We start from the raw sequence: 23,351 nt of genomic DNA on the forward strand, positions 1-23,351 counted from the left end.
GGCTGGTGAACACGATCGATTTCGGGCGTACCGCCGACGACTACAGCCGACACCGGGCCGGCTTCCCGGACGAGCTGATGGACCGGCTCGCCGCGCTCGGCATCGGCGGACCCGGGCGCGACGTGGTGGACCTCGGCACCGGCACGGGCAGCCTGGCCCGGCTCTTCGCGCTGCGCGGCGGCGCGGTCACCGGCGTCGATCCCGCGACCGCGCTGCTCGACAAGGCCCGGCTGCTCGACGCGCGGGCGGGCGTCGAGGTCCGCTACGTCGCCGGCGCCGCCGAAGGGACCGGCCTGCCGGACGAGAGCGCCGACGTGGTCAGCGCCGGGCAGTGCTGGCACTGGTTCCGGGCCGCCGAGGCCACCGCCGAGGTCCGGCGGCTGCTGCGACCCGGCGGGCACGTCGTCATCGCGCACTTCGACTGGCTTCCGGTGCCCGGCAACGTCGTCGCCGCCACCGAGGCGCTGATCCTGCGGCACAACCCGGCGTGGGCGCTCGCCGGCGGCACCGGCCTGCATCCGCGCTGGCTGACCGACCTGCGCCAGGGCGGCTTCACCGGGATCGAGACGTTCTCGTTCGACCTCGACGTGCCCTATTCGCACCTGGACTGGGTCGGGCGGATCCGGGCCAGCGCCGGCGTCGCCGCCAGCCTCGATCCGGCGGCGGTCGGCGTCTTCTCCGCCGAGCTGACCGCGCTGCTCGCCGACCGGTTCCCCGGCGACCCCCTGGAGGTTCCGCACCGGGTGTGGGCCGTGACGGCCCGCCGGCCGGCGGGGTCAGCGGCCGGTCAGAGCGGACCAGGCCCGGCGTAGCGAGTTGCGCGCGGCGCGCAGCAGCGCGCCGATCCGGTTGACGATGCCGTCGGCGCCGATCAGGGCCTCGCCCAGCAGCGCCGACACGCGGTCCATCAGCAGCTCGGCGCGGGCCAGGTCGTCGCTGTCGCCGCGCAGCTGCCACAGCCGCTGCGCCTGGTCCCAGGCGTGCGCCCGGGTCGCCGAGACCAGCACCCGCTGGCTCCAGTCGTCCAGGTCGCCGACCAGGTGGTCGATCCGCAGCTGCCACGCCGTGGAGTAGCGGCGGCGCAGGGCCGGTATCTCCTCGAAGAAGATGTCGTTGATCAGCAGGTAGTCCGGGTGGATGACCTCGTCGGCCGGCGCGCCGGTGCGTTCCCATGTGGCGACAAGGGCGAGCGCCAGGTCGTGGTTGATGTGCGCGTTGACGCCCAGCATCGAGGCGGTCAGCCGGCTCAGCTTGAGGCTGCGTGAGCGGCGGAACAGCACCTCCCAGGCGTCCGGGGTGGCGTCGTCGTCGACGCCCCAGCGGCGCAGGGCGTCGAAGTAGCGCTTGGCGAACTCGACGTCGAGCAACTCAAGGAAGGCCGGATCCTTCACGTCCTCGCTGGTCAGCAGCTTGGCGACCCGGTCGGTGATGGTGAAGTAGAGCGAGTTGAACGCGGCGACCCGGTTCGCGGCCTTCGGCGGCAGGTCGTCGAAGATCTTCTGGGCGATGGTGAGCCGGGTCAGCACCCCGGCGATGTCGGTCGGCGGGGTGGCGCAGAGCTCGGCGACCTCCCGGTGCGCCGGCTCCCACCCGCGGCCGGGCCGGCCGGCGGGGGCGAGCCGGGCCCGCTCCTCCCGCAGCAGCGCGGCGCTGTCCGTTACGCGGTCGCGGTCGAACGCGACAGTCATGGGAACCTCCACGCTGTTCACCATGGGGTTGCGGTGCGGGGCTGACCATAGTCCGGGCGGCTACCCGACAGTAGTGGCCTCGCGGGCGGGGTGGATCAGCTCGGCGAAGCGGGCGGCGTCGATGTTTCCGCCCGAAAGGATCAGACCGACCCGGTCCGGCAGCGGCCCGGCCCGGCCGGCCAGCAGCGCCGCCAGGGCGGTGGCGCCGCTGGGCTCCACGACGATCCGCATCCGCTCGAAGGCGAAACGCATCGCCTCGCGGATCTCGTCGTCGCTGACCAGCGCGATGTCGTCGACCAGGCGCAGGTTGACCGAGAAGGTCAGCTCGCCGGGGATGTCCGCGGCCTGGCCGTCGGCGATGGTCCGGGGCACCGGCACCGCCACCCGCCGCCCCGCGGCCAGCGACCGCCGGGTGTCGTCGCCCGCCTCCGGCTCCACGCCGATGACCCGGATGCCGGGGTGCAGGCCCTTGGCCGCCGTTGCGCTGCCCGCGAGCAGCCCGCCGCCGCCGACCGGCACCAGCAGCGCGCCGAGCTCGCCGGCCTCCTCGAGCAGTTCGAGCGCGGCGGTGCCCTGCCCGGCGATCACGTCCGGGTGCTCGTACGGCGGGATGAGCGCGAGGCCGCGCTCGGCGGCGAGCGCCGCACCCAGGGCGACCCGGTCGCCGGTGTAGCGGTCGTAGGTGAGGATCTCGGCGCCGTAGCCCTCGGCTGCCGCCCGCTTGGAGGCCGGGGTGTCGGCGGGCATGAGGATGACCGCGGTGGTGCCGAACTCGCGGGCGGCGAGGGCGAGCGCCTGCGCGTGGTTGCCGGAGGAGAACGACGCGACGCCCCGCGCCCGCTGCGCCGGCGTGAGCCGGGAGAGCGCGTAGTAGGCGCCGCGGAACTTGAAGGCGCCCATCCGCTGGAAGTTCTCGGCCTTGAGGTGCACCTCGGTCCCGACCAGCTCGTCGAGGGTCCGCGAGCGCAGCACCGGGGTGCGGTGGGCGACGCCGGAGAGCCGGGCGGCGGCGTCCCGCACGTCGGCCGGCGTGACGGTCACGCTCACGCGGCCGCGCCGCGCAGCACCGCGTCGACGAGCGCCTCGGCGTAGCCCTCGTCGGGCACGTTGGGGTTCCAGCGCAGCATGTTCTGGGTGATGGTCGGCCCGGCGAGCATCAGCAGGGTCAGTTCGATGTCGAGGTCGGCGCGCAGCTCGCCGTTCTCGACGCCGCGGCGCAGCACCTGGCGCATGATGTCGCGCCGCGGCTCCATCACGCTGCGGTAGATGCGGTACATCTCCGGGCGCTTCAGCAGCTCCGGCAGCAGGCAGGCGGTGACCTTGCCGTACTCCTCCATGCGCTTGTTGCGCATGGCGGCGACCAGCATGACGAGGTCGTCGCGGACCGACTCGCCGGCCGGCATCGGCAGCGGGCCCTTCATGGTGGCGACCGCGTCGATCAGCAGCGCCTCCTTGTTGGGCCAGCGCCGGTAGATGGTCGCCTTGCCGACGCCCGCGCGGGCCGCCACCGCCTCTATCGAGAGGGCGTCGGCGCTCTGACCGGCGGCGAGCAGGTCGAGCACCGCCTCGATGATGGCCGCGTCCGCGCGGGCATCGCGCGGCCGACCGGGAGCCTTGCGCTCCTGGTCGGCCGCATCGTCAACGCTGACCGTCGTCATGCGGTTCATTGTTACCGAGCCGACACGCCGGGACCATGCAAGGTGCGGAGTCTCATGCCTCGATCAACTCCGCGGTCGGTGCGTCCGCCGGTCCGGTGCCGGTCGGCGCGGGTGTGCCGGCGGGGCGGCGGCCGGGCAGCCAGATCGCCGCGACCAGGGCGCCGAGCAGGGCGAAGATCGTGCTGCCGATCGTCGCGTAGTGCATCGCCGTGACGAACGCGTCGTTGGCAGAGCCGATGAGCGCCTGGCCGGCCGGGCCGGCCCGCTCGGCGACCCCGTACGCGCCGGAGATGGACTCCTGCGCCACCCCGCGCGCGGCGTCCGGCAGGCCCGCCGTGGCGCTCGCGACCTCGTCGCGGTAGGTGGACGAGATGACCGCGCCGAGGGTGGCCACGCCGAGGGCGCCGCCGACCTGCCGGATGGTGTTGCTGACCGCGGAGCCGACGCCGGCCTTCTCCCGGGGCAGCACCGACATGATCGATTCGGTGGCCGGCGGCATCACGTTGGCCATGCCGACGCCCATGAGGAAGAACAGCGCGCCGACGGCCCAGATCGGGGTGGTCGCGTCGATGAGCAGCCAGCCGGCCAGGCCGGCCGCGACCAGCAGCAGGCCGACGGTGCTGACCAGCTTCGCGCCGAAGCGCCGGACCATCGCGGCGCTGCGCGGCGCGAAGATCATCTGTGCGACCGCGAACGGGACGAACAGCGCGCCGGAGGCCAGCGGGCCGTAGCCGCGGACCAGCTGGAGGTAGAAGGCGCTGAAGAACATCGCGCCCATGGCGGCGAAGAAGACCAGGCCGATCGCGGCGACCGAGGCCGAGAACTGCGGGATGGCGAAGAGCTTCACGTCCAGCGAGGGGTGGTCGATGCTGCGCTCGTACAGGATGAAGCCGGCCAGGACCGCGACGGAGACGACGAGCGTGCCCCACGACTCGGCCTGCCCGAAGCCGTTCTCGCCGCCCTCGATGACGCCGTAGGTGAGCAGGGTCAGCCCGACGATCGACAGCAGCACGCCGACGAGGTCGATGCGGCCCGGCTTCGGGTCGCGCGACTCGGGCACCAGGGTCAGCACGAGCACGACACCGGCGATGACGATCGGCACGTTGATCAGGAAGACCGAGCCCCACCAGAAGTGCTCGAGCAGCAGCCCGCCGACGATCGGGCCGATGGCGACGCCGAGGCCGACGGCGCCGGCCCAGACGCCGATGGCGCGGCCGCGCTCGCGCGGGTCGAAGACGTTCGCGATGATCGACAGGGTGGCCGGCATGACGGCGGCGGCGCCGAGGCCCATCAGCGCGCGGGCCCAGATCAGCTGGTCGGCGCTCTGCGCGTACGCGGAGAGCAGCGAGGCGGTCCCGAAGAGCGCGAGCCCGACGGTGAGGGTGAGCCGGCGGCCGAACCGGTCGGCCAGGATGCCCGCGGTGAAGAGCAGGCCGGCGAAGACCAGGGTGTACGAGTTGATCGCCCACTCGAGCTGGCTCTGGCTGGCGCCGAGCCCCTCGCGCGGGTCGGCGATGGTGCGAAGCGCGACGTTGAGGACCGTGTTGTCCAGCACGACGACGAGCAGGCTGATGACGAGGACGCCGAGGATTGCCCAGCGCCGGGGATGGCCAGTGTTCTCTGCGGCAGGAACGTCCATGTGGTGCCACTCCTGAGGGTCTGCACGCGATTCCGATACGAAACAGTTCCATATCTCTGTGATCGAACCTAGACCTCCTCGACTCGATACGGAACAGCCTCGTATCGTAATGTGGCGGCGGTCACGTCCGGCCGCCGGGCAGGCGATACTCCGAGATGGATTGTTGCGCTGCGGAAAAATTTTGGATCTGGCATTGACCATGGGCCCGCGGCTGATGATCCTGGCACCACAAGGCGACGAAAGGTGCCGCTCTGCGCACGAACGAGTTCGATGTGGTGGTTGTCGGCGGCGGTACGGCCGGCGCGGTGGTGGCCTCCCGGCTCTCCGCCGATCCGGAGGTGCGGGTGTGCCTGATCGAGGGCGGACCGTCCGATGTCGGCGACGACCGGGTGCTGCGACTGCGTAACTGGATCAACCTGCTCGAGACCGAGTACGACTACGACTATCCGACCCTGCCGCAGCCGCGGGGCAACTCGCACATCCGGCACTCCCGGGCCCGGGTGCTGGGCGGCTGCTCGTCGCACAACACGATGATCAGCTTCCTGCCGCCGCCCGGCGACTTCGCCGACTGGGTCGCCGCGGGCGCCGCGGGCTGGTCCTACGAGGAGATGCTGCCCTACTGGCGGCGGCTCGCCGTGCAGATCCAGCCCGTCGCCGCCAAGGACCGCAACCCGCTCACCGAGGACTTCGTCGCCTCCTGCCGTGACGCGCTCGGCGTGCCGGTGCACGAGGACTTCAACGCGGGCCCGTTCACCGACGGCACCGGCTTCTTCCCGGTCGCCTACCACCCGGACACCGGCATCCGCTCCTCGTCGTCGGTGGCCTACCTGCACCCGCACCTGGGCCGCCCCAACCTGACCGTGCTGACCGAGACCTGGGCGTCGGAGCTGGAGCTCGACGGCGACCGGGTCACCGGGGTGCGCGTGCGCCGCGACGGGCGCGAGGAGGTGATCAGCGGCCGCGAGTACGTGCTGAGCGCGGGCGCGATCGACACGCCGCGGCTGCTGCTGCTCTCCGGCATCGGGCCCGCCGGCCACCTGCGCGAGCTCGGCATCGATGTGCGGCTGGACCTGCCCGGCGTCGGCGAGAACCTGCTCGACCACCCCGAGTCGCTGATCCTCTGGGAGTCCACCCGGCCGCTGCCGGCGCAGTCCGCGATGGACGCCGACGCCGGGCTCTTCGTGCGCCGCGAGCCGGGCGACGAGCGCCCGGACCTGATGTTCCACCTCTACCAGCTCGCGTTCACCCTGCACACCGAGCGCCTCGGCTACGACGTGCCGCCGCACGGCTTCGGGATGACCCCGAACGTGCCGCGGCCGCGCAGCTCCGGCCGGCTCCGGCTGGCCAGCGCCGACCCGGCGGTCAAGCCCGCGCTGGACTTCGGCTACTTCACCGACCCGGACGGCTACGACGAGCGGACCATCGTGGACGGGCTGCGGATCGCCCGCCAGGTCGCCGCCACCGAGCCGCTCCGGTCCTGGATCGCCCGCGAGATCGCGCCCGGGCCGGAGTTGCAGACCGACGAGGAGCTCTCCGCGTACGGGCGGGCGGCGCACCACACCGTCTATCATCCGGCGGGCACCTGCCGGATGGGTGCCGCCACCGACGAGCTCGCGGTCGTCGACCCGGGGCTGCGGCTGCGCGGCCTCGCCAACGTACGGATCGCCGACGCGTCGGTGTTCCCGACGATGACCACGGTCAACCCGGTGGTGGCCGTGCTCATGATCGGCGAACGGGCGGCCGACCTGGTCGCCGCCGGGCTGCCCGCCCGCGTGGACGCGGCGACACCCGCCGGTTGAACAGTGAGGCACAACCATGACACCCACCATCGCCGTCGAGCACCTGTGGAAGGTGTTCGGTCCGAAGCCGGACCGGATCGTCGGCACGCCGCTGGCCGAGCTGTCCCGCGCTGACCTGCGCACCCGCACCGGCTGCGTGGCCGCGGTGCGCGACGTGAGCTTCGACGTGCGGGCCGGCGAGGTCTTCGTCGTGATGGGGCTCTCCGGCAGCGGCAAGTCCACGCTGGTGCGCTGCCTGACCCGGCTGATCGAGCCGACCAGCGGCGAGGTGCGCATCGACGGCGAGCCGGTGCGGGCGATGAGCCCGCGGCGGCTGCGCGAGCTGCGCCGCCACGGGGTGGCGATGGTCTTCCAGCACTTCGGGCTGCTGCCGCACCGCCCGGTCGTCGACAACATCGCGTACGGCCTGGAGATCCAGGGCGTGAAGCGGGCCGAGCGGCACCGCCGGGCCGGCGAGGTCCTGGCCCTTGTCGGCCTCGAGGGGCACGAGCAGCAGTACCCGCACGAGCTCTCGGGCGGCATGCAGCAGCGCGTCGGGCTGGCCCGCGCGCTGGCGACGGACCCGGCCGTGCTGCTGTTCGACGAGCCGTTCAGCGCACTCGACCCGCTGATCCGCCGGGACATGCAGGCCGAGGTCCGCCGCCTGCACGCCGAGGTCGGCAAGACGCTCGTCTTCATCACCCACGACCTGGCCGAGGCGCTGTCGCTCGGCGACCGCATCGCGGTCATGCGCGACGGCGAGCTGGTGCAGGTCGGCACCCCGGAGGAGCTGGTCGGCGCGCCCGCGGACGGCTACGTGTCGGACTTCGTGCAGGAGGTGCCGCGCGCCGACGTGCTCAGCGTGCGGTGGATCGTGCGCCCGGCGCGCGACGGCGAGGAGCTCGAGGACCAGCCCCTGCCGGCCGGCACGGTGATCCGGGACGCGGTACACCGGGTGCTGCACGCGGGCCGCGCCGTGCGGGTCGTCGACGGCGACGAGGTGCTGGGCGTTGTCGACGCCGGGCAGCTCGTGCCGGCGCTGATCGGCCACCGGCCGCAGGTGCCGGCATGATCGCCACCACCGCGGCGCCGCCCGCGGCGAGCGTGCCGCGCTGGCGGCGGCCGTCACGGCGTACCGTGATCGCGGTCCTGGTGGTCGCGACCGTCGCCGCCTATCTGAGCGTGCGCACCCCGGGTGCCGCGGACGGCGACGACGCGTGGGCGTTCCGGTTCTTCGGCGGCGTGCGCGACTGGGTCGACGAGAACCGCGACACCAGCCCGCTCTTCCTGTACGGCGTCAACTACCTGCGGCTCGGCGTCGTGGTCGTCGTCGACGCCGTGCAGGCCCTGCTGTACGGCCTCGGCTGGGCCGGCCTGGTCGCCGCCGCCGGCGCGCTGACCGCGGTCCTCGCAGGCTGGCGGCTCGCGATCGGCACCGTCGCCGGGTTCCTCTTCCTCGGCGTGCTCGGCCTGTGGGAGCAGAGCGTCGACACGCTGGTGCTGACGCTCTCCGCCGTGGTGCTCGCGGTACTGATCGGGGTGCCGGCCGGCATCCTCGCCGCGCGGGTGCCGGCGGTCGGCGCGCTGCTGCGGCCGCTGCTCGACGTCATGCAGATCATGCCGACCTTCGCCTACCTGGCGCCGATGGCGCTGCTCTTCTCCATCGGCGAGCCGGCCGCGGTGATCGCCACGCTGATCTACGCGGTGCCGGTGACCATCCGGATCACCGCGCTCGGCATCGGCGAGGTGTCGCCCACGACGGTCGAGGCGGCCACCGCGCTCGGCTCGACCCGCTGGCAGCTGCTCGGCAAGGTGCGGCTGCCGATGGCCCGGCCGACCATCGTGCTCGCCGTCAACCAGACCATCATGATGGCGCTGTCCATGGTGGTGGTGACCGCGCTGATCGACGCGCCCGGGCTGGGCCAGAACATCGTCCAGGCCCTGGAGCGGGTCAACGTCGGCGTCGCGTTCGACGCCGGCGTGGCGATCGTGGTGCTGGCGATCGTGCTCGACCGGGTCACCACGCGCGCCGCCGATCGCCGCCCCAGGCTGCCGTTGCTCGCCGGCGCGGTGGCCGGCACCGGCCTGCTGGCGCTGATCGGCCTGCGGTCGGAGTTCCCCGAGGGCTGGCGGTTCTCCTTCGCCGGCCCGGTCAACGAGATCACCAGCTGGATCGAGTTCCACTGGTACGACGTCACCGAGGCGCTCAAGAACGGGATCAGCGCGGGCCTGCTCGACCCACTCGAAAACCTGCTCGTGACCACGCCGTGGTGGCTGTTCGTCCTGGTGGTGCTCGTCTTCGGCAGCCTCGCCGGCGGCCTGCGGTCCGGGGTGATCGCCGCGCTCGCCGCGGCCGGGGTGGCCGGCCTCGGCCTGTGGCAGCACTCCATGCAGACCCTCGCCACCGTGCTCGTCGCCACCGCCGTCACGATGGCCTTCGGCGTGCTGCTCGGGGTGCTGTGCGCCCGGCACGACCGGTTCACCCGGGGCCTGCGGCCGCTGCTGGACGCCGCGCAGACCATGCCGTCGTTCATCTACCTGCTGCCGGCCGTCGCGCTCTTCGGCGCCAGCCGGTTCACCGCGATCGTCGCGGCCGTCATCTACGCCGTGCCGCCGGTGGTCCGCCTGGTCGAGCGGGGCGTCCGCGACGTGCCGCCGACCGTCGTCGAGGCCGCCCTCTCGGCCGGCTCGACGCCGCGGCAGCTGCTCTGGAAGGTGCAGCTCCCGATGGCCCGCGGCGGCCTGCTGCTCGCCGTCAACCAGGGCATCGTCATGGTCCTCGCGATGGTCGTCGTCGGCGGCCTGGTCGGCGCCGGCGCGCTGGGCTACGACGTGGTGGCCGGCTTCTCCCAGCGCGAGGACTTCGGCAAGGGCCTGGCCGCCGGCCTCGCCATCGTGCTGCTCGGCGTCCTGCTCGACCGGCTCACTCAGGGCATTCACTCCGCGAAGGGAGCCAAGGCGTGACGGTCGTCATCATCGGGGCCGGGATCGTCGGCTGCTCCCTCGCCGACGAGCTCACCCAGCGCGGCCGCAGGAACGTCACCGTGCTCGAACAGGGCCCGCTCTTCGCCACCGGCGGCTCCAGCTCGCACGCGCCGGGCCTGGTGTTCCAGACCAACCCGTCGCGGACCATGGCCGCGTTCGCCCGCTACACCGTCGACAAGTTCACCGAACTCGGCTGCTTCGACGCGGTCGGCAGCCTCGAGGTGGCGACCACCGGCGAACGCCTGCGCGAGCTGCACCGCCGGCACGGCTACGCCACCTCCTGGGGCATCCCCGCGCAGGTCCTCGGCCCGGACGCCTGCCGGAAGCTCTATCCCCTGCTCGGCGACGTGCTCGGCGGGCTGCACGTGCCGGGCGACGGCCTGGCCCGGGCGGTCGACGCCGGCGAGGCGCAGGCCCGGCGGGCCATCGCGCGCGGCGCCCGCTTCCTGGCACACCAGCGCGTCGTGGCGATCGAGCAGCGCGACGGCCACGTCACCGGGGTACGCACCGAGGACGCCTACTACCCGGCGGACGTGGTGGTCAGCTGCGCCGGCTTCTGGGGCCCCGCGGTCGGCGGGCTCGCCGGCGTCGGCGTACCCCTGCTGCCGATGGCGCACCAGTACGCCCGCACCGGCCCCCTGGACACCGCGGCGCCCACGCCGATCCTGCGGCACCAGGACCGGGACCTGTACTTCCGCGCATACGGCGACCGGCTCGGCGTCGGCTCGTACCTGCACCGGCCCATGCCGGTCGGCCTCGGCGACCTCTCACCCGGCGCACAGCCGTCGATGCTCCCGTTCACCGCCGAGGACTTCGACGAGTCCTGGGCGGCCGCCACCGACCTGCTGCCCGCGCTGGCCGGCACCCAGCCGCGGGAGGGCTTCAACGGCGTCTTCTCGTTCACCGCCGACGGCTTCCCGCTGATCGGCGAGGCGCGCGACGTCCGCGGCTTCTGGACGGCCGAGGCGGTCTGGGTGACCCACTCCGCCGGCGCCGCCCGGGCCCTCGCCCAGTGGCTCGTCGAGGGGCGGCCCGGCGTCGACCTGCACGAGTGCGACCTCAACCGCTTCGACCCCAGCCAGCTCTCCCCCGGGTACGTCCGCGAGCGCGCCATCCGCAGCTTCGTCGAGGTGTACGACATCATCCATCCGCTCGACCCGCCCTCGATCCGCGACGTGCGGGTCAGCCCGTTCCACGCCCGGCACGTCGAGCTGGGCGCCGTCTTCGGCGAGGCGGCCGGCTGGGAGCGTCCGCTGTGGTTCGAGGCGAACGCGGGGCTGCCGCGCACCGAGGCCGAGCGCGACGACTGGTCGGCGCGGCACTGGTCGCCGATCGCCGCCGCCGAGGCCCGGGCCACCCGCGAGGGCGTCGCCCTCTACGACATGACGCCGCTGACCCGCCTCGAGGTGACCGGCCCGGTCTCCTTCCTACAGGGACTCACCAGCGGCGACGTCGACCGGCCGGTCGGGACGGTGGTCTACACCCTGCTGCTCGATGAGGCCGGCGGCGTCCGCAGCGACGTGACCGTCGCCCGCCTCGCGCCGGAGGTGTTCCAGGTCGGCGTCAACGGACCCCTCGACCTGGACTGGCTGCTGCGGCACCGGCCGCCCGGCGTCACCGTCCGCGACATCACCGGCGGCACCTGCGGCCTCGGCGTCTGGGGGCCGCTGGCCCGGGACCTGATCGCGCCGCTCGCCGACATCGACGTCTCGCACTCCGCGTTCGGCTACTTCAAGGCCCGGCGCGCGCACCTCGGCCCGGTGCCGGTGACCATGCTGCGGCTCTCCTACGTCGGCGAGCTGGGCTGGGAGGTCTACACGAGCGCCGAGCTGGGCCCGAAGCTGTGGGACACGCTCTGGGAGGCCGGCCAACGGCACGGGATCGTCGCCGGTGGCCGGGCCGCGTTCAACAGCCTGCGGCTGGAGAAGGGCTACCGGGCCTGGGGCGTCGACATGACGGCCGAGGACGACCCGTACGCCGCCGGGCTGGGCTTCGCGGTGCGGCTCGACGCCGGCGACTTCACCGGCCGATCCGCGCTGCTGGGCCGGGTCGACCCCGAGCGGCTGCTGACCTGCCTTGTGCTGGCCGACGAGGGCTGCGTGCCGATGGGCCGGGAGCCGGTACACGCCGGCGGCGAGCCCGTCGGGTATGTCACCAGCGCCGCGTACGGGCACACCGTCGGCGCGCCGATCGCGTACGCCTGGCTGCCCGCCGCCCTCGCCGTGCCGGGCACGGAAGTCCAGGTCGGCTACTTCGACCGGATGCTGAGCGCCACCGTCGCGGCCGAGCCGCTGTTCGACCCCAAGCACGAACGCATCCGGCGATAGGAGTCCTCGTGGGTGTTTACGACGTCATCGTGGTGGGGCTCGGCGGCATGGGCAGCGCGGCCGCGTACCACCTGGCCGCCCGGGGCGTACGCGTGCTGGGCCTGGAGAAGTTCGGCCCCGCGCACGACCGCGGCGCCAGCCACGGCGGCTCGCGGATCACCCGCCAGTCCTACTTCGAGAGCCCCTCGTACGTGCCGCTGCTGCTGCGCTCGTACGAGCTGTTCGACGGCCTGGCCCGCGACTCCGGCCGCGACGTGATCACCCTGACCGGCGGCGTGATGGTCGGCCGGCCCGACAGCCTGACGGTCTCCGGCAGCCGCCGCAGCGCCGAGCAGTGGGGCCTGGCGCACGAGATGCTCGACGCCGCCGAGCTGCGGCGCCGCTTCCCGACGCTGAACCCGGAGCCGGACGAGGTCGCGCTGTACGAGGCCAAGGCCGGCTTCGTCCGGCCGGAGGCCACCGTCTCCGCCCACCTCGAACTGGCCGCCCGCGCCGGCGCCGACCTGCGCTTCGAGGAGCCGATGGCGAGCTGGCACGAGCTGCCGGGCGGCGGCGTGCGGGTGGAGACCGCCGCCGGTTCCTACGAGGCCGGCCGGCTGGTCATCACCCCCGGCCCGTGGGCGCCGCAGCTGCTGGCCGACCTGGGCGTGCCGTTCATCATCGAACGCCAGGTGCAGTACTGGTTCCAGCCCGCCGGCGGGGTCGGGCCGTTCCTGCCCGAGCGGCACCCCATCTACATCTGGGAGGACGCGACCGGCCGCCAGATATACGGCTTCCCGGCGATCGACGGCCCGGACGGCGGCGCGAAGGTGGCCTTCTTCCGCGGCGGCTCGCCCACCACCCCGGAGACCATCGACCGCGAGGTGCACGACGACGAGGTCCGCGCGATGGCGGACCGGACCCGGCACCACCTGCCCGGCCTGCCCGGCACCTTCCTACGGGCCAAGACCTGCCTGTACAGCAACACCCCGGACGAGCACTTCGTGATCGCCCAGCACCCGGCGCACGACGCGGTCACCGTCGCGTGCGGCTTCTCCGGCCACGGCTTCAAGTTCGTGCCCGTGGTCGGCGAGATCCTCGCCGACCTGGCCACCGCCGGCACCACCCGCCATCCGATCGACCTGTTCCACCCGAGCCGCCTGTCCGGGGTGACGTCATGACCAGCCTGCTGCCGACGCTGCCCGGCGCCTACTACACCGACCCGGCCGTGTTCGCCGCCGAGCAGGAGCGCGTCTTCGAGCAGATGTGGTTCTGCGCCGTACGCGGGGAGGACATCGCCGCCGCCGGCCGGTACCGCACGGTCCGGGTCGGCCGGGAGAGCGTCCTGGTCACCCGAAACTCGGGCGGCGAGGCGCGCGCGTTCCTCAACGTCTGCCGGCACCGCGGCGCGCAGCTCTGCGCCGACGAGGAGGGCGCGGTCAAGCGCACCTTCCGCTGCACGTACCACGCCTGGTCCTACGACCTCGACGGCCGGCTGGTCGCCGCGCCGAACCTGGTGAAGATGCCCGACCTCGACCGGGTCGAGTACGGCCTGCGCCCGGTGCACGCCCGGGAGTGGCTCGGCTACGTATGGGTCTGCCTGTCCGAGACGCCGCCGTCGTTCGCCGAGACCGTGCAGGGCGCCTGCGTGGAGCGGCTCGGCGACCTCGCGTCCCTGGAACGCTACGGCATCGAGGACCTGAGCCTCGGCCGGCGGATCCGCTACGACGTGCGGGCCAACTGGAAGCTCATCATCGAGAACTTCATGGAGTGCTACCACTGCGCCACGATCCACCCCGAACTGGTGCACGTGCTGCCCGAGTTCGCCGGCGGCTACGCGGCCCAGTACTACGTGGGCCACGGCGCCGAGTTCGGGCCCGGCATCGAGGGCTTCACCGTCGACGGCGGCGCCGGCGTGACCACGATCGCGGGCCTGGCGCAGGAGCAGGACCGGCGCTACTTCGCGGTGACGATCAGGCCGCAGGTCTTCCTCAACCTGGTACCCGACCACGTGATCCTGCACCGCATGTACCCACTCGCCCCCGACCGCACGGTGGTCGAGTGCGACTGGCTCTACCTGCCGGAGGTGGTCGCACAGGGCCACGACCTGACCAATTCGGTCGAGCTGTTCGACCGGGTCAACCGCCAGGACTTCGAGGCCTGCGAGCGCTGCCAGCCGGCGATGTCGTCCCGCGCGTACGCCGACGGCGGCGTGCTGGTGCCCAGCGAGCACCACATCGCCACCTTCCACGAGTGGCTGCGCGACCGCCTGCGATGATGGCCTGATGCCGGGCCCATCGCGCGACCGTGACGCCGCCGGGCGGCCCCGCAACGCCCGGCCGCGCGACGGCCTCGGCCGTCCCCTGCCGCACGGCGCACGGGGCGTGCCGACCACCCCGGACGACCTGATCCTGCCGCCCGCCGAGGCGCTGCGGGAGGCCGAACGGCTGCTCGCCGCCGGGCGGCCGTTCCACGCGCACGAGGTGCTCGAGGCCGCCTGGAAGGCCGCGCCGGAGCCCGAGCGCGACCTCTGGCAGGGCCTGGCCCAGCTCTGCGTCGGCCTGACCCACGCGCGGCGGGGCAACACCACCGGCGCCGCCCGGCTGCTGCTGCGGGCCGCGGACCGGATCGAGCCGTACGCCGCGACGCCGCCCTACGGTGTGCGGGTCGCCGCGCTGACCGCCTGGGCCCGCGCCCTGGCCGGCGGCGGGCCCGGCGAGGACGTCGCCGCGCCGAGCCTTACCGCCTGATCGGGTGACACCGGCCGGGCTTGACACCCGGATACCGCGAACCCAGAGTGGATTTGATCGATTTAGCACCCTTCGACGTCGGGGAGTTCCGGATGCTGCTCGGCACCGAGGGTTCCACCGTCGCCCTGACGTCCGCGGGCGTGACCGTCCTGATCGACGCGAGCGGGGGCCGGCTGCCGGCGATCGTCTACTGGGGTCCGGCGCTGGCCGGCCTCGACGAGGCGCAGGCCGCGGCGCTCGCGGCGGCCGCCGTGCCCGTCGCCGGCTCCAACGACCCGGAGCCGCGGCCGCGGATCGCCCTGCTGCCGGAGCACCGCACCGGCTGGACCGGCCGCCCCGGCCTCAGCGGCTCCTTCGCCGGCGCCGGCTGGTCGCCCGCGTTCCGCTCGACCTCGGTCACCGTCGACGGCGAACCGGCCTGCGGCTACGTCGCCGCCGGCGCCGCCGGCCTCGAGGTGCGGGCGGTGGACGACTCCGCCCGGCTGGAGCTGCGGGTCGTCCTCGAACTGCTCCCGGCCGGCCTGCTGCGGGCCCGGGCGGCGGTGCGCAACCTCACCGAGGAGGCGTACACGGTCGACGACCTGGTGCTCGCCTTCCCGGTGCCGGCCGACGCCACCGAGCTGCTCGACTTCACCGGCCGGCACAACCAGGAACGGGTGCCCCAGCGCGGCCCGTTCCCGGCCGGCACCCACCTGCGGGAGAACCGCAGGGGCCGCACCGGCGCGGACGGCGCGCACCTGCTGCACGCCGGAACGGCCGGGTTCGGCTTCGGCGCGGGCCGGGTGTGGGCGGTGCACACCGCGTGGAGCGGCAACCACACGCACTACGCCGAGCGGGTGCACACCGGCGAGCGCCTGCTCGGCGGCGGCGAGCTGCTCCTGCCCGGCGAGGTACGCCTGGCCTTCGGCGAGAGCTACCAGAGCCCGTGGGTGTACGCCGCGTACGGCGACGGCCTCGACGAGATCGCCCGCCGCTTCCACCGGCACCTGCGCGCCCGCGACCCGCGGGTCTCCACCGCCCGCCCGGTCACCCTCAACGTCTGGGAGGCCGTCTACTTCGACCACGACGCCGACCGGCTGATCGACCTGGCCGAGCGGGCCGCGGCCGCCGGGGTCGAGCGCTACGTGCTGGACGACGGCTGGTTCGGCTCGCGCCGCGACGACACGTCCGGCCTCGGCGACTGGGTGGTCTCGCCCGACGTCTGGCCGGCCGGCCTGCACCCGCTCGTCGACCGGGTCCGCGCCCTCGGCATGCAGTTCGGGCTCTGGTTCGAGCCGGAGATGGTCAACCCGGACTCGGACCTGGCCCGGGCGCACCCTGAATGGATCATGGCGGCGCGCCCGGAGCCGCCGCTGGAGTCGCGCCACCAGCAGGTGCTCAACCTGGGCATCCCGGAGGCGTACGAGCACGTCAAGGCGCGACTGCTCGCCGTGCTCGGCGAGTACGCCATCGGCTACCTGAAGTGGGACCACAACCGGGACCTGATCGAGGCCGGCACCCGGACCGACCTCGGCCGCCCCGGCGTGCACGCGCAGACCCTTGCCTTCTACCGGCTGCTGGACGAGATCCGCGCCGCGCACCCCGGCCTGGAAATCGAGTCGTGCTCCTCCGGCGGCGGCCGGGTCGACCTCGGCGTGCTGGAACGCGCCGACCGGATCTGGATCTCGGACAACATCGACCCGCACGACCGGCAGCGGATGCTGCGCTGGACCAGCCAGCTCGTCGCGCCCGAGTACCTCGGCGCGCACATCGCGTCGGGCCGCTCGCACGTCACCGGCCGCCGGCACGACCTCGGCTTCCGGGCCGCCACCGCGGTCTTCGGCCACCTCGGCATCGAATGGGACCTCGCCGAGGCCACCCCGGAGGAGGCGGCCGAGCTGCGCGAATGGATAGCCTTCTACCGCCGCCGCCGGGATCTGCTGCTCGACGGCGACATCGTACGGCTGGACGGCTACGACGACCGCATTTTGGTGCACGGGGTCGTCGCTCCAAACCGGTCCCGCGCACTGTTCGCGATGGTGATCACGGACAGCGTCACCCCCGATCCGGCCGTACGGCTGCGGTTGCGCGGCCTCGACCACGGACGCCTGTACCGGATCCGCCCGCTGCTGATCGGCCCGGGCCCGTCCGGGCTGATACCACCGCCCTGGTGGGGCGAGGACCACGACGGCCGGGTCCTGAGCGGAGCCGCGCTGGAGCTGGCCGGCGTGGCATGCCCGCGGATCCACCCCGACCAGGCGGTCCTCTACGAGGTTGTCGCCGAGGTGACAGCCCCGGCCGGCGCGCGGTAGGACAGTAGCGTCATGCAGGCACTACGTACAGTGAGCGGCACCTACCGGGGCTCCGAGGCGAGCGAGCCCGAGCGGATCATCGAGATCCGGGTCGACGTGGACGGTCATCGCCCGCAGCACCGGGTCAGCGGCGACGTCTACCTGCGTACCTCGCCGTTCGGGGCGGAGCAGCTGATCTACGTCGAGTCCTTCGTGGTCGACCGGCCGGAGGTCGGCGGCGACGAGCGCTGGATGACGATCGGCGGCAAGGTGGCCGACCACGCCGACCAGTCCCTGGTGATCTACCTGCCGCGGGTGCCGGCGGGCTCCACCCAGCCCGCGATCAGCGTGAACTGGCTGTACGACGGCTCGGTGGTCGCCACGTTCGCCTGCCCGAAGAGCTCCGAGTTCTTCCGCACCGCGACCATCGAGCTGGACTGTTTCCAGGGCAGCACCGTCCCCGTCGACCTCGACCCGGCGATCGACCCGTCGCCCGCCGGCCTGACCGGCCCGGTCAGCCTGCGCTCCGCGTTCGCCGACGCCGGCATCGACATCAGGGTCGAGCTCGACGACGTGCTGACCGATCAGGACGGCCCGGATACCGGCACCGACTGGGACGGCGCCGAGCTGCACGACCTCATGGAGGCCCGGTTCGACAGCTTCGCCAACCGGCGGCAGTGGAAGCTGTACAGCGTCGTGGTCCCGCGCATCACCAGCTACAACCCCGGCTTCCTCATCTTCGGGGTGATGTTCGACTGGGGCCTCGAGCAGCCCGGGGACACCAGCTTCCGCCAGGGGTGCGCCATGGCCGGCGAGTCGCTGCGTACCTACGAGTCGGGCACGCTCTACGACACTCCGGCCAAGAAGGACCGGCTCTTCCTCCAGAACTTCGTCCACGAGGTCGGCCACGCGTGGAACCTCCCGCACACCTGGCAGCGCACTGCCCGTCCGGACCGCGCGTCGACCTCGTTCATGAACTACCCGCAGAACTACACCGGCGGCGCCACCGGCTCGGCCGCGTTCTGGTCCGCGTTCCGCTGGACGTTCGACGACGTGGAGATCGGCTGGATGCGCCACGCCGACCTGGCCGACGTGATCTTCGGCGGCGACGACTTCATCCTGGGCAACCTGAGCCGCATTCCGACCGCGACCGCGACCCCGGTGCGGATCGCGCTGACCGCCCCGCCCATCGTCGAGGCCACCGAACCGGTGTACGCCACGCTCACCGTCACCAACGACACCGCCGGGCCGATCGGGCTGCCCGGCGACCTCTCACCGGAGGCCGGCACGGTCCGGATCCAGCTGCGCCGCCCGGACGGCGTCCTGATCGAGCACCGGCCGCCGCTGCGCCGCCTGATCGCGCCCGGCGGCACGGCAACCCTCCAGCCCGGCGAGAGCCGCGCCGTGTCGATCCCGCTGTCGTTCACGGCGACCGGCCCGGCGTTCCCGCTCGCCGGCGAGTACCGGATCGTCGCGGCGATCGAGCCCGCGCCGGACGTGCTGCTGGCCTCCAACGGCCTGCGGCTGCGGGTCCGCCACCCGGCCGACGCCGAGGCCGAGGAGCTGGCCGCCGTCGTCACCCGCCCCGACGTGGCCCGCTTCCTGTACTACGGCGGGTCCGCGCGCCACCCCGGCCTGGCGGACGAGCTGAGCGAGGTCGCGGACCGGCACGAGAAGACCAGCCCGGCTACGGCCCGGCACCTGTCGGCCGCGCTGGGCAGTCACTACGCCCGCCGGGCGAAGTACCTCACGTTCGCCGCGGGCCGCCCGGTGGTCACCGCCCGCAGACCCGACCTGGACGCCGCCGTCCGCAACCTGGAACGCGCCGTCGCCCCGGCGCCCCGCCGCGTCTTCGACGACCCGACCCTGGCCACCCTCGCCGGCCGGCTGCGCGACGCCCGCGGATAGGTATTGCGCTAGGCCGGGCCGCAGGGCATCCTTCACCTTCATCCGGACAGTCGTGTCCGGTTGGTGAGGGGGCGGGGTCATGGTGGACTTCGACAGGGAGGTCGACGTCCTGGTCGTCGGCACCGGCGCGGCCGGGTTCGCCACGGCGCTCGGCGCGATCGACGACGGCCTCTCGGTCCTGATGGTCGAGAGCACCGGCCGGTGGGCGGCAACAGCGCCAAGTCCGGCGGCGGGATGTGGCTGCCCGACAACCCGCTGATGCGGGCCGACCGCGTCGGCGACTCCCGCGAGGAGGCCCTCGCCTACCTGGCGGCGACCGTCGGCGACGAGGGCCGGGCCGGCAGCCGCGCCCGCCAGGAGGCCTTCGTCGACGGGGTGGCCGACTTCGTCGACACGGCACGCCGGCACGGCATGACGTTCGTCCGCGCACCCGAGTACGCCGACTACTACCCCGAGCGCCCGGGCGGCAAGATCGGCCGGGGTGTCGAGCACACGCCGTTCGACGTACGCCGCATCGGCGCCTGGTGGAAGACCTCGCAGGCACCGGCGGCGCTGCCCGTGCTCACCGACGACGTCTGGCTGCTCGGCCGGGCCTGGTCGACGCCGAGCGGGTTCCGCCGCGGCGCGCGGCTGGTGCTGCGTGCCCTCGCGGGCGTGCTCACCGGCAAGAAGCTGGCCGGCATCGGTGCGGGCCTGACCGCCTCGTTCCTGCGCACGGTGGTGATCGACAACGACACCGAGCTGTGGCTGAACTCCCCGCTCGAGGACCTCGTCGTCGAGGACGGGCGCGTCGTCGGCGCCCGGGTCGCTCACGACGGCGGCACGCTGGCGATCGGGGCACGCCGGGGCGTGATGCTCGCCGGCGGCGGGTTCGACGCCAACAAGGAGTGGCGCCGCAGGTACCACGGCATCGACGGCAACCCGTCCGGTGCGCCGGGCAACCTCGGCCGCCCGATCGAGATCGCGGTGGCGGCCGGCGCCGCCGTGGAGCTCATGGACGACGCGTGGTGGGGCGCGTCGGTCGCGCCAACGTCGGTCTCCGAGCCGTCGTTCCTCGTCGGCGAGCGGTCCTTCCCGTACACGGTCATCGTCGACGAGCGCGGCGACCGCTTCGCCAACGAGTCCGAGTCGTATGTGGACCTCGGCCATCACATGCTCGAACACGGGCGCCTCGGCACGTACTGGATGATCAGCGACCGCCGTCACGCCCGCCGCTACCTGCGCTCCTACGCGATGGACCCGAAGGCCGGCAAGGCCATGCGGCGCGAGGGCGTCATGTTCCAGGCGCCGACCCCGGCGGAGCTGGCCGTCGCGATCGGCGTCGACCCCGACCGCCTCACGGCAACGGTCGGTCGGTTCAACGGGTTCGCCCGGGCGGGCGTCAACGGCGACTTCGGCCGCGGCAACTCCGCGTACGACCGCTACTACAGCGACCCGCTCGTGCGCCCGAACCCGAACCTCGGCCCGCTGGAGAAGGGCCCGTTCACCGCGGTGAAGATCGTCATCGGCGACCTCGGCACCAAGGGCGGCGTGGTCACCGACGGCGACGGCCGCGCCCTGCGCGAGGACGGCTCGGTGATCGAGGGGCTCTACGCCGCCGGCAACAACTCGGCCGCCGTCATGGGGCGCACGTACCCCGGACCCGGCTCCACCATCGGCCCCGCCGTCGTGTTCGGGATGCGCGCCGCCCGCCACATGGCCCGCTGCCAGGCAGAGGACGTCTCGTGAAGCTCACCGGCAAGGTCTTCGCCGTCACCGGAGGCGGCAACGGCATCGGCGGCCAGGTGGTCCTCGGGCTGCTCGCCGGCGGCGCGCGGGTCGCGGCGCTCGACCTCGACGCGGCCGCCCTCGAGGAGGTCGCCCGGCGGGCCGGCGCCGGCGACCGGCTGACCACCCACGTCGTCGACATCACCGACCGGGCGGCGGTCCTCGCCCTGCCCGACACCATCGTCGCGGCGCACGGCCAGGTCGACGGGCTGATCAACGTCGCCGGCATCGTCCACGACTTCCGGCCCGTCAGCCGGCTCGCGTTCGAGGACATCGAGCGCGTCATGGCGGTCAACTTCTGGGGCACGGTCAACACCAGCAAGGCGTTCCTGCCGGTCCTGGCGTCCCGGCCCGAGTCGGCCCTGGTGAACGTGTCCAGCATGGGTTCGCTGGTGCCTTTCCCCGGCCAGAGCGCCTACGGCGCCAGCAAGGCCGCCGTGAAACTGTTCACCGAGGGGCTCATCGCCGAGCACCAGGGCGTCCAGCCCCGGGTCAGCGTCGTGTTCCCCGGCGGCATCGCCACCGGCATCCTGGCCAACTCCGGCGTCACCCGGGTGGGCGGTGACGACCCGGCGGCCGCCGCGAAGCTGACCTCGCCGCAGGAGGCCGCCCGGCAGATCATCGACGCCGTCGTGACCGGCCGCACCCGGGTGACCATCGGCCGGGACGCGTGGCTGCTCGACCGGCTCGCGCGCCTGATGCCCGTCCGCGCCATCCCGCTGATCGCCGCCAAGATGCGCGACCTGATCCGGTAACGCCGCGGGTCACGGCCGCAGCGCGCGGTCGAGCAGCGACCAGGCCGCCTCGGCGGTCGCCCGGCGCTCGGCCTCTCCGACCTTCGCGACCAGCGAGGCGATCAGGCCCACCGCCAGCATCACCTCGTCGACGGTCACCACCGGCCGCAGCACGCCCGCCCGGCGTGCCTGGTCGACCGCGCCCGCGAGCGCCGAGCGCACCCGGTCGTGGATCGCCTCCAGCCTGGAGTCGCGGTCGGCGCCGGTGACGATGTCGACGAACGCCACCGAGTCGATCATCTGCCGGGTCAGGACCGCGAACAGGTCGTCGAGGCCGCGGTCCGGGTCGGCCGCCAGCGCCTCGATCTCGGCGACGTTCGTGTCGAACGCCGCCAGCGCCAGGCCCACCCGGTCGGGGAAGTGCCGGTACAGCACACCCTGACCGACACCCGCCCGCTTGGCGACCGCGTTGAGCGGCGCGTCGATGCCCTGCTCCGCGAAGACCTCGGTCGCGGCGGCGACGATCGCCAGCCGGTTCTCCCGCGCCGCGCCCGGGCCACGATTGGCGCGCGGAGATGCGGTCATGCCCTCACAGTACGGCGATCGGCTATGCAGGACCCATGCGAATTCTCATCGTGACGGCGGGTACGCGGGGCGACGTCGCGCCGTTCACCGGCCTGGGCCGGCGGCTCCAGGACGCCGGCCACCGGGTGGCGCTGGCAGCACACCACCGTTTCGCCGGTCTCGTGCGCGACTGCGGACTGGAGTACCGTGCCCTGCCCGGCGATCCGGTCGAGCTCACCCGCGCCCGGACGGCCGCACCGTCACCGGAGTCCGCGCGGGAGGTGTTCGCCGCGTTCCTCGACGAACTGGGCGACGGCGTCCTGACCGCCGCGGCATCCGGCACCGACGTGCTGCTCACCGCGTTCGGCCCGGCCCCGCTGAGCCGGCTCGTCGCCGAGGGCCTCGGCATTCCCAGCGCCGGCGTCTACCTCGCGCCGGGCGTACCCACCCGGGAGTTCCCGCCGCCCGGCTGGCCCGACGCCGGGCAGATGTCGCCGGCCGGCAACTTCACCGCAGGCCGCACCGTGCTCGCCCGGACCGACGCCCTCTACGCCGACGTCCTGCGGCGGCTGCGCACCCGGCTCGACCTGCCGGACCGCGCCGCGCGGGCGGCAGGCCCGCCGGACGACTGGCCGGTCTGCCACGGCTTCAGCCCCGCGGTGGTCCCCCGCCCGGCGGACTGGCCCTCGAACGTGCACGTGACCGGCTACTGGTGGCCGGAGCGCCCGCCGGGATGGCAACCCCCGGATCCGCTTGTCGACTTCCTCGGCGCCGGGCCTCCCCCGGTGTTCATCGGGTTCGGCAGCATGACCCCGGCCGACGAACGGCTCCAGGACGTCGTCACGGCCGCCGTCAAACGTGCCGGCGTCCGCGCCGTCGTCCAGTCCGGCTGGGCCGGCCTGGCACCCGCCGGCGACGACATCCTGCCGGTCGGCGACCTGCCACACGACTGGCTCTTCCCCCGTACGGCCGCCGTGGTCCACCACGCCGGCGCGGGCACCACCGCCGCCGGCCTGCGCGCGGGAGTGCCGGCGGCCGCCGTACCCGTCCTGGTCGACCAGCCGTTCTGGGCGGCCAGACTGCACCACCTCGGCGTCGCACCCCGCCCACTGCCCATGCCCGAACTGACCGCCGCCACCCTGGCCGCCGCACTGCGCTCCTGCCTCGACCGCCCGTCCTACCGCGACCGCGCCAAAGACCTGGCCCACCGGATCGCCACCGAGGACGGCGCCGCCGCCGTGCTGACGGTGACAGCGCGACTCCAACACGAACGTGGGTGAGCCGGCGAGCGTCACGATCGCGAT

At 73.6% G+C, this 23,351-nt stretch carries 17 protein-coding genes and 1 pseudogene; 13 read left to right on the forward strand and 5 right to left on the reverse strand.

Features of this window, described 5'->3' with window-relative positions:
- Positions 1–5 precede the first annotated feature (5 nt).
- Positions 6–812, forward strand: coding sequence for a class I SAM-dependent methyltransferase (locus BJ971_RS20495; protein WP_239087364.1), 807 nt, complete (start codon positions 6–8; stop codon positions 810–812).
- Here BJ971_RS20495 and BJ971_RS20500 read toward each other — a convergent pair.
- Genes BJ971_RS20500 through BJ971_RS20515 form a run of 4 tightly spaced genes read right to left on the reverse strand, consistent with a single transcriptional unit; the run spans position 777 to position 4,985 of the window.
- Positions 777–1,688, reverse strand: a complete 912-nt coding sequence (locus BJ971_RS20500) for a DUF5995 family protein (RefSeq protein ID WP_184994863.1) — start codon at positions 1,686–1,688, stop codon at positions 777–779. The two genes, BJ971_RS20495 and BJ971_RS20500, sit on opposite strands and share 36 nt — an antisense overlap.
- Before the next feature lie 60 nt (positions 1,689–1,748).
- Positions 1,749–2,735 (reverse strand): pyridoxal-phosphate dependent enzyme, encoded by a 987-nt coding sequence (locus tag BJ971_RS20505; protein ID WP_184994864.1) that lies wholly within the window; start codon positions 2,733–2,735, stop codon positions 1,749–1,751.
- On the reverse strand, positions 2,732–3,355 hold the full coding sequence (locus BJ971_RS20510) for a TetR/AcrR family transcriptional regulator (RefSeq protein WP_184994865.1): 624 nt from the start codon (positions 3,353–3,355) through the stop codon (positions 2,732–2,734). Before BJ971_RS20510 ends, BJ971_RS20505 begins: the two co-directional genes overlap by 4 nt.
- Positions 3,356–3,398: 43 nt before the next feature.
- On the reverse strand, positions 3,399–4,985 hold the full coding sequence (locus BJ971_RS20515) for an MFS transporter (protein ID WP_184994866.1): 1,587 nt from the start codon (positions 4,983–4,985) through the stop codon (positions 3,399–3,401).
- Positions 4,986–5,257: 272 nt separating this feature from the next.
- Here BJ971_RS20515 and BJ971_RS20520 point away from each other — a divergent pair, with 272 nt between their 5' ends.
- The 11 genes and pseudogenes from BJ971_RS20520 (at position 5,258) to BJ971_RS20570 (ending at position 21,504) form a co-directional block, all read left to right on the forward strand.
- Positions 5,258–6,784 (forward strand): GMC family oxidoreductase, encoded by a 1,527-nt coding sequence (locus BJ971_RS20520; RefSeq protein ID WP_184994867.1) that lies wholly within the window; start codon positions 5,258–5,260, stop codon positions 6,782–6,784.
- Positions 6,785–6,800: 16 nt separating this feature from the next.
- On the forward strand, positions 6,801–7,835 hold the full coding sequence (locus BJ971_RS20525) for a quaternary amine ABC transporter ATP-binding protein (protein WP_184994868.1): 1,035 nt from the start codon (positions 6,801–6,803) through the stop codon (positions 7,833–7,835).
- Entirely contained in the window at positions 7,832–9,727 is a 1,896-nt protein-coding gene (locus tag BJ971_RS20530) for an ABC transporter permease (protein WP_221478814.1), read from the forward strand. The genes BJ971_RS20525 and BJ971_RS20530 overlap by 4 nt, the downstream gene beginning before the upstream one ends.
- Positions 9,724–12,075, forward strand: a complete 2,352-nt coding sequence (locus tag BJ971_RS20535; RefSeq protein WP_184994869.1) for a GcvT family protein — start codon at positions 9,724–9,726, stop codon at positions 12,073–12,075. Before BJ971_RS20530 ends, BJ971_RS20535 begins: the two co-directional genes overlap by 4 nt.
- An 8-nt stretch (positions 12,076–12,083) precedes the next feature.
- Positions 12,084–13,235 (forward strand): N-methyl-L-tryptophan oxidase, encoded by a 1,152-nt coding sequence (gene solA, locus BJ971_RS20540; RefSeq protein ID WP_184994870.1) that lies wholly within the window; start codon positions 12,084–12,086, stop codon positions 13,233–13,235.
- Positions 13,232–14,332 (forward strand): aromatic ring-hydroxylating oxygenase subunit alpha, encoded by a 1,101-nt coding sequence (locus BJ971_RS20545; RefSeq protein ID WP_184994871.1) that lies wholly within the window; start codon positions 13,232–13,234, stop codon positions 14,330–14,332. The genes solA and BJ971_RS20545 overlap by 4 nt, the downstream gene beginning before the upstream one ends.
- A gap of 7 nt (positions 14,333–14,339) precedes the next feature.
- Complete coding sequence (locus BJ971_RS20550; RefSeq protein ID WP_184994872.1) at positions 14,340–14,804, forward strand: DUF309 domain-containing protein; 465 nt, start codon at positions 14,340–14,342, stop codon at positions 14,802–14,804.
- A 47-nt stretch (positions 14,805–14,851) separates the two neighbouring features.
- Positions 14,852–17,095 carry an alpha-galactosidase gene (locus BJ971_RS20555; RefSeq protein ID WP_311772775.1) on the forward strand — a complete coding sequence of 748 codons (2,244 nt, stop codon included), beginning with the start codon at positions 14,852–14,854 and terminating at the stop codon, positions 17,093–17,095.
- Between the two features lie 12 nt (positions 17,096–17,107).
- Entirely contained in the window at positions 17,108–18,982 is a 1,875-nt protein-coding gene (locus tag BJ971_RS20560; protein ID WP_184994873.1) for a zinc metalloprotease, read from the forward strand.
- Positions 18,983–19,061: 79 nt separating this feature from the next.
- Positions 19,062–20,710 (forward strand): annotated as a pseudogene (locus BJ971_RS20565) (FAD-binding protein).
- Complete coding sequence (locus BJ971_RS20570) at positions 20,707–21,504, forward strand: SDR family NAD(P)-dependent oxidoreductase (protein ID WP_184994874.1); 798 nt, start codon at positions 20,707–20,709, stop codon at positions 21,502–21,504. The pseudogene BJ971_RS20565 and the gene BJ971_RS20570 overlap by 4 nt, the downstream one beginning before the upstream one ends.
- A 9-nt stretch (positions 21,505–21,513) precedes the next feature.
- Here BJ971_RS20570 and BJ971_RS20575 read toward each other — a convergent pair whose 3' ends face one another.
- Positions 21,514–22,068 carry a TetR/AcrR family transcriptional regulator gene (locus BJ971_RS20575; protein WP_184994875.1) on the reverse strand — a complete coding sequence of 185 codons (555 nt, stop codon included), beginning with the start codon at positions 22,066–22,068 and terminating at the stop codon, positions 21,514–21,516.
- A gap of 35 nt (positions 22,069–22,103) precedes the next feature.
- On the opposite strand from BJ971_RS20575, the gene BJ971_RS20580 reads away from it, so the two are divergent.
- Complete coding sequence (locus BJ971_RS20580) at positions 22,104–23,327, forward strand: glycosyltransferase (protein ID WP_184994876.1); 1,224 nt, start codon at positions 22,104–22,106, stop codon at positions 23,325–23,327.
- The last annotated feature ends 24 nt before the right edge of the window (positions 23,328–23,351 follow it).

The organism is Amorphoplanes digitatis (assembly GCF_014205335.1).
Lineage (GTDB): Bacteria > Actinomycetota > Actinomycetes > Mycobacteriales > Micromonosporaceae > Actinoplanes > Actinoplanes digitatus.